Source organism: Kluyvera sp. 1366 (genome assembly GCF_054823405.1).
Genome location: NZ_JBTRDW010000015.1, coordinates 63,516 through 69,515, shown reverse-complemented (window position 1 = coordinate 69,515; position 6,000 = coordinate 63,516). Strand labels below are relative to the sequence as shown.

Here is a 6,000-nt window from a genome sequence, read left to right as displayed (position 1 = left end):
TGCGCAGGGCTGCACGAAGCGTTGGCGCCGCGCCCCCCTGACGCACGAAGCCGTCGGAAGGCCCGGCGCCCGCCGTGGACGATGGCGCTGCGGTGCCTCTGAAGACAGGGGCCCCGCCCGCCGCGACAGCAGGTTTCGACAGCAGCGGCGCGGGAGCTTTCGTGCCCGACGGTGAAGCCGGACGCTGCGCGGAAGGCGTGCTCTGGTGAAGCCGGTACTGCATGGCGCTGATGTCGGCCGCGCTGCGCGACAGGATGCCGTCAACCACGCTGCCCGAGGGCGGCCCGGTGATGACCGCCTGCTGCGCGCAGCCAGTGAGAAACAGGACCGGTATCAGCCCTGCCCGTTCAGTAAATGACATAGAGAGAACTCCGGATAACTCAGGGCTGCACCGTCTCTGCGGCGGCCGGAGCCGGACCGGCAAAAACCGTGCGGGAAGGCAGGCGAAACCTGCCGGTCAGAAGGGGTGTTGCGGCGCCGGGTGCCTCCCGGTGCTCTGGCCAGACTGACAGACGCCAGAGCGGCATGACTTAGACTTGTAGCATCGCATTAATGAGTAATAAGACGATGTCAGTCTGACCGCGTGCGCTGGCCGCAGGTCCGCCACAACGAAAAGCGCACTGACCGGTCAGGGTGAGTGCGCTTTTCGTTGCAGGGAAAGAAATGGCCCGGACACGCCGGGCAGACGTCAGGCGGAGAACGTTGCGCCAATAAGCCACACAAGCCAGCCGTCACGTACGGCGTGCACCGACACAACGGTATCGCCGTCTCTGAGCAGAACCCGCCCGTTAACCTGCGATTTGTCCCCGGAAGTGCGACTGCCGGGAGAGGACGCGCTGTCTGACAGGCTGAAGTTCACCACGCGTGACGGGAGTTTTCGTGTCTGAGGACCCGCCGTCAGCACGGCTGAGTAAGCACCTGAGGCGTTGTCAACGCTCAATGGCAGGCTGTCTCCGGACGCAGTAACTCCCCTGAGATTCGCGACAAAGACGGCAAGCTTGTCATGCTCCAGACGCTGCCGGATGGCATCTGCTGCTGAAGAGGTGATGACTTCAGTGTTATCAGAACTCAGCGACTCGGGTGTACTGTAGCGGACAGGCTGCAGAATGTCCTTTAGCCCGCGATCACCCGCGCTGACGTGCCAGACGCTGACGCTGAATGCACTGCAGTTCTGACATTCGCCAGCGGGATAAGCCTGCGGCGCCACGTTTTTTTCGTGGGGAAGGCAGGATGTCATGACAAGTGGAGAAACGAGCGCCAGCGCCAGACCGGCGCAACGGAGAAGTGTCTTATTCATGATTTTATTCCTTCAGAGGCCGCCCTTTTGTGAGAAGGGCCCGGCTGCGGGACGGGAGGTCCTGACCGGCTGGGACGAAGCGCACGCCGGAGGGATGCACGCAGGAACACAGAGCGTTTCATAAATTATTTCCGGCGCCTTCATTTAGCTTCAGACGCCGGTCTCTCAGAGAGCTACTACCTGTTTCATCCTGAGCTTTATCAGACTTCTGGGGGCGAATGCCGTCACAGCGCTGATACCAGAATTCAACCCGTTCAGCCCGCGGGCTCACCAGGCCGAAGCGCATCGCCGTACGGAAATTCACGCTGTGGCGCAGCGCTCTGTCGACCTGCTCTGCGAGCAGCGCCCTGAACTCGTCAGGAGTGCAATTTCCTTTGATCGTCCGACAGGTGGTGCAGACGGGAACAATTCCCCCCTCAACGAACTCTTTACTGATAGCTTCTGCGTGCCAGCCCTGTGCGGGCAACATCTCACCACAGTAAGCGCAGCAGCCGTTAAACTGCCGCCGTAGCGCTTCGCGTTTTGATTTTGAAAGATGCATGATTTCACCCCATGAAATGCGCCCGCGTCCCCGGGCATCCGTTTAAATGAAACGATTAAAAGACTATCCGGGCAGACCCACTCGCAAGAGTGGGCCGGCACAGAATGCTCTGTGTCACTGTGCGTTTTGCGAATTGAAACCGTCAGGGATGCCCGTTCACGACCGCACGAAAGTGCAGGGCTAATCTTCTCCAGATACAGGTTGTGTCCGGCGGATCGCGCCGGGGCCTGATGCAGTAAATGCACCGGTCGAACTGGATACATCGAATTTGTACGTAGGGGTATAACGGTTACGCTCCACAATTCCGACTTTGCGCGGTGCCCGTCAGCGAAATAAGCGACCTGAAATGCATGCCTCAGTCTCTTATTACCTGCCCCGTATTTCTGCGGGTTCCCCTGATGTGATTCTGGCCATGACATAGCCTCCGGACGTCTTCCGCGCATCGTTAAAGCTTGCCGGCAAGAGAGGACCTTGAGATCAGGGTTTCGGGCACGTTGTTAAAGAGCTGAGGCCGTTTTTGGGCAAAAAGAAGCCCTGCGCGAATGCGCATAATTCATCAGAAATGAGTGCCGGCAATTGATGAGCCGGCTCAGATAATCTATTAGTCTTTACTGCCCGTTCCGGCAGGAAAGCGTTGCCCTGGTGTGGCAATTGATTCGAATAAGTTAAGGTGGTCTTCTAAACGGAACATCGCTTCCGTGACTTTCGAACGGCCGGAATTCTTGGCCGAAGCGGAAAGCTTTTCGTTCAGTTCCGTAGACATGTACAGCATGATTGCGATGCCTTTGTGGTTTTTAGGGGCTGCCATGTCAACTCCGTGTATGTGATTTGTAAGCTTTAAGTAAGTGAGCGCCATTAAATAGGATTGGTCCTAATTTGAAAACTATCCACATAGATAGTGGATAAATATACAGTATGCGAACATTCAATAAAATTCAGATATATCAGACAGTTAACCATTAGCGCCTTTAAAAAAAAAGCGCAAAAAAATGCGCTTTTTTTTAATGAATGCCTAAATCGAGACATTAGAATTACTTAACACAAATCTACTAAGAGTCTACTGGCTATGTAATGCCTCAAAAGCCCTAAAGTGGGGATATTGAAAATATGCATTACAGATCCGAGCGTTTCTTCGACGACCATCAAGTCTATAGAGAGACTACTGGCTAAAACCGAAGCAGAAAAACCCAGCGTGTAAAGAACAGCGAAATCAAATCTATCTGATTTCAATTCAGGAATGACGTAAGAAATTTTTTTGAGGATGTTGAGGCCATCAAGATTTAAAAGTGGATAAAATTCTAGGCCGTTGTTTTTACATATTTGCTTTATGGCGATCCGTGCCCAGAACACCGGCTTAAAATCCTGTACAGACTCAAGCCCAACATTCTTTTGAGAGCTTTCGAGAGATTTTTTTATTGTTGAAGGCGCTAGACCGAGCAACAAAGATGCATCCTGGTGAACTGTCCCCAACGCATAAAAACATAAATTTGTTACCTGCCTTTCCGTTAAGACAGGAAAAGGCTTGCACAATTGTGCATATACAATAGGATCCACGGCAGCCATGGCAGCCTCCCTTCTAGGTTGTTATGGTTAGCTGGTTGTACAGGGGTACGAGCCTGTGCAATCAGCGATTAAATACTCACGTTTGGCTTATGGCTCTTCGGTTAATTTCCTCATGGTCGTGGTAAATCTCTAATGTCACGAGCAGGTTTATTTTCCGGCTCATTTGAATCGTAACGAGGCACTGCTTCCATCTCAGTAACATTGTTGCGGTACTTTTCACGGAACCACGCCTCGGTGGTGTCAATTCGATCCTGCTGGGATTTATTGCCCACGCTGAACCGGTGCACTGCATTATTAGCATTCAGTACAGCGCCGCTATCCAGCAGGCGGGTCACCGATGTTTGCTCACCATTGATCACTGCATTATCGCCTGAACGGCGTGCGGTGACTGCAGCGGCAAGCCACCAGGTTTCCTGATCGGCTTCATTTCGCGGATACACTTCTACCCTGTCACCGTAATCAGCAACCTCGGTTATTCCGTTACGCTGGTATTCCACGCATCCGTCTTTGCTGAGCCTGACATCATGTGTCGGGTTACGAAGAAGCGGAGCATCGTCACCCGGGCCAAAGCAGACAACGGCGTCAGGGGAATGATTTTGAGCTCCACGCTGTTTCGCATTGCGTTTCTCACGGTAAGCCCAGCCACGCATCTGGCTGAGCGCAGCAACGTCGCCCTTCACCGCTTCACGTTCAACCCATGACTTCCAGTTCAGTGGACGGCCTTCTCCGGTCTCTTTGAGAGTCTGACGTTCCTCACGCAGCTGCAGGCGCAGTTCGGCCATGGCCTTCATCTTTTCAAACTCGGCAACGCGGTACATCAGCTTGCGCATCAGCGGGTCTCTGACGGTGTCCCGGACGTGAGCTTTGGCCACCACGCAGTGCGCCGCAATCTGACGGAACCGCTCACCTGCGCGCAGGTCAGGTTTTTCCCACCCGTTACGATAAGCATCATAACGGGCACGCAGAATGTCACGCGCTATCGCACGGGCTTCGCGACGTTCACGACGAGCTTCCTGGTCGCGAACGTGCAGCTGAGGCATATAGAATTTATCAACAACGAGTATCCCTGCTTCATGATTGTCAGGATCGGATGCAGGAGGTGCCGGTTGATAATCACCCCAGCGTTTAACCATAGCTGTATGGCTGATAGCAGGATGCAGGTCAGACGCTTTCACGCTGACGCCTTCAGGATTCATCAGATCGTAAACTGCGAGTCCACCCTGCTGTTCGCGAAGACCAAGGCCGCGCGTGTAAAGCACGTTATGAACCAGCGGCCAGTCCAGGCAATCCTGCTCTGCAAAGTCATTCAGCATCTGACGCGTTTCGCGTACGGCATAGCCGTGCAGGCTTTCTTTATCTGAAAAGATTTCACGCTTAGCCGCTCCGCGCGGAGCCGATGGCATATTACGACGGGTACGGTGAAGGTCACCATACGCATCCATATGCCAGCTGCCATTATCGACTTTAAACCCGAGTTCGCGCTCCAGTACGCGGCAGCACTTCTGCAATTCGTCGGCGTCGTTCCACATGTTCTGCGCGCGGAACGTCGAGGGATGAACGCGGTTAGCCGACACGTGACAGTGGATGTTGTCCGTGTCGCGGTGAATAGCGGCCACGTACTGGTGGTCTTCCATGCCCAGCTGTTTGAGGCTGTAACGCACGGAGCGGAATACCGCATCGGGTGACGGGTCTTCGTCGCCCTGCCAGGACAGAATGAAGTGATACACCGCGTCTTTGCAGTGACGATTCTGCGAGGCCGTCAGATTCATTTCTGACGCAGCGGTATCCAGTGAGAAGCAGTTGGTTTCACACAGCACTTCACCGGAAAGCACGCGCTGAATGCCCTCGGGTGAAATGCTGACGATTTCGGTAGAAGGTGTTGTGCGCTTACGTCCGACGTAATCAACCAGCTGACCAAAGCCCGGCGTGGCGACGTACTCAGCACCTCTGGTGTTGACCGCTTCATGCGTCACGGCTTCGCCCGGTTTCTTTTCCTCGCGCGTGCTCACGTAGCTGACCAGCTTCTTGAAGCTGGTCTTCTTATCGCGACGCTTTGGCGGGATGATCACGTTCATCAGTCTTTCATGTCCTCGACCGGTACCGGCGTCATGTCCAGCGCGTTAATGGCGTGCTTGATGCTGGTCAGCACCTCGGAAAACTGGTGGCTCAGTTCGGTTGTCATGTTCGTCTGCATCTGGGTGTACAGGTGTTTCTGCAGGCCGCCCAGACGCAGCAGCTCGTTCATCATGCGAATGTCAGTACGCACAGTAATGCGGCGGTTAAGTGCCGTACGGCGCAGATACTCAGAAGTCGTCAGCCCGGCGGCGACGGCCTTCTTTTTGATGGCATCTGCCTCAGCTTCCGTACAACGAAGCTGGATAAGTGTGTTCTTCTGACGCTTTTCACTTTTCGACATAACTCAACCTTGGCACATTACCCGGGTCTCGGGGCGGAGCCCTGAGCAGGTCGTTTTGGCGTTACTGTCTGCGTGCAGGCGGTAATGACAAAACATTTCCTGTCCCGTCTTTTAATCAACTTTTCGTATTTTGCCACTTAGCTGGTCAGAAGTAAACCGGCGTCATGTGGGGTGATGGGGGTG

At 54.4% G+C, this 6,000-nt stretch carries 6 protein-coding genes and 1 pseudogene; all 7 read right to left on the bottom strand.

The features are described 5' to 3' along the window. Positions 1-361, bottom strand: a pseudogene (locus ACVLVH_RS23380) (TcpQ domain-containing protein); the annotation flags it as partial. 327 nt (positions 362-688) lie between these two features. Beyond that, positions 689-1,297, bottom strand: coding sequence for a hypothetical protein (locus ACVLVH_RS23375; protein ID WP_498950276.1), 609 nt, complete (start codon positions 1,295-1,297; stop codon positions 689-691). Positions 1,298-1,415: 118 nt separating this feature from the next. Continuing rightward, positions 1,416-1,838: an HNH endonuclease gene (locus tag ACVLVH_RS23370; protein WP_498950275.1), complete on the bottom strand. Its 423-nt coding sequence runs from the start codon at positions 1,836-1,838 to the stop codon at positions 1,416-1,418. A 601-nt stretch (positions 1,839-2,439) separates the two neighbouring features. Then, on the bottom strand, positions 2,440-2,646 hold the full coding sequence (locus ACVLVH_RS23365; protein ID WP_498950274.1) for a TraY domain-containing protein: 207 nt from the start codon (positions 2,644-2,646) through the stop codon (positions 2,440-2,442). A 227-nt stretch (positions 2,647-2,873) separates the two neighbouring features. After that, positions 2,874-3,401, bottom strand: a complete 528-nt coding sequence (locus ACVLVH_RS23360) for a hypothetical protein (RefSeq protein WP_498950273.1) — start codon at positions 3,399-3,401, stop codon at positions 2,874-2,876. 110 nt (positions 3,402-3,511) lie between these two features. After that, complete coding sequence (gene traI, locus ACVLVH_RS23355) at positions 3,512-5,476, bottom strand: TraI/MobA(P) family conjugative relaxase (RefSeq protein WP_498950272.1); 1,965 nt, start codon at positions 5,474-5,476, stop codon at positions 3,512-3,514. Then, positions 5,476-5,817 (bottom strand): plasmid mobilization protein MobA, encoded by a 342-nt coding sequence (mobA, locus tag ACVLVH_RS23350; RefSeq protein WP_498950271.1) that lies wholly within the window; start codon positions 5,815-5,817, stop codon positions 5,476-5,478. Before mobA ends, traI begins: the two co-directional genes overlap by 1 nt. Positions 5,818-6,000 lie beyond the last annotated feature (183 nt).

What these genes read in the sequence shown, in the direction of transcription:
- ACVLVH_RS23370 (WP_498950275.1), bottom strand. Translation starts at nt 1,838, where the DNA reads ATGCATCTTTCAAAATCAAAACGCGAAGCGCTACGGCGGCAGTTTAAC.
- ACVLVH_RS23365 (WP_498950274.1), bottom strand. Translation starts at nt 2,646, where the DNA reads ATGGCAGCCCCTAAAAACCACAAAGGCATCGCAATCATGCTGTACATG.
- ACVLVH_RS23360 (WP_498950273.1), bottom strand. Translation starts at nt 3,401, where the DNA reads ATGGCTGCCGTGGATCCTATTGTATATGCACAATTGTGCAAGCCTTTT.
- mobA (WP_498950271.1), bottom strand. Translation starts at nt 5,817, where the DNA reads ATGTCGAAAAGTGAAAAGCGTCAGAAGAACACACTTATCCAGCTTCGT.
- ACVLVH_RS23375 (WP_498950276.1), bottom strand. Translation starts at nt 1,297, where the DNA reads ATGAATAAGACACTTCTCCGTTGCGCCGGTCTGGCGCTGGCGCTCGTT.
- traI (WP_498950272.1), bottom strand. Translation starts at nt 5,476, where the DNA reads ATGAACGTGATCATCCCGCCAAAGCGTCGCGATAAGAAGACCAGCTTC.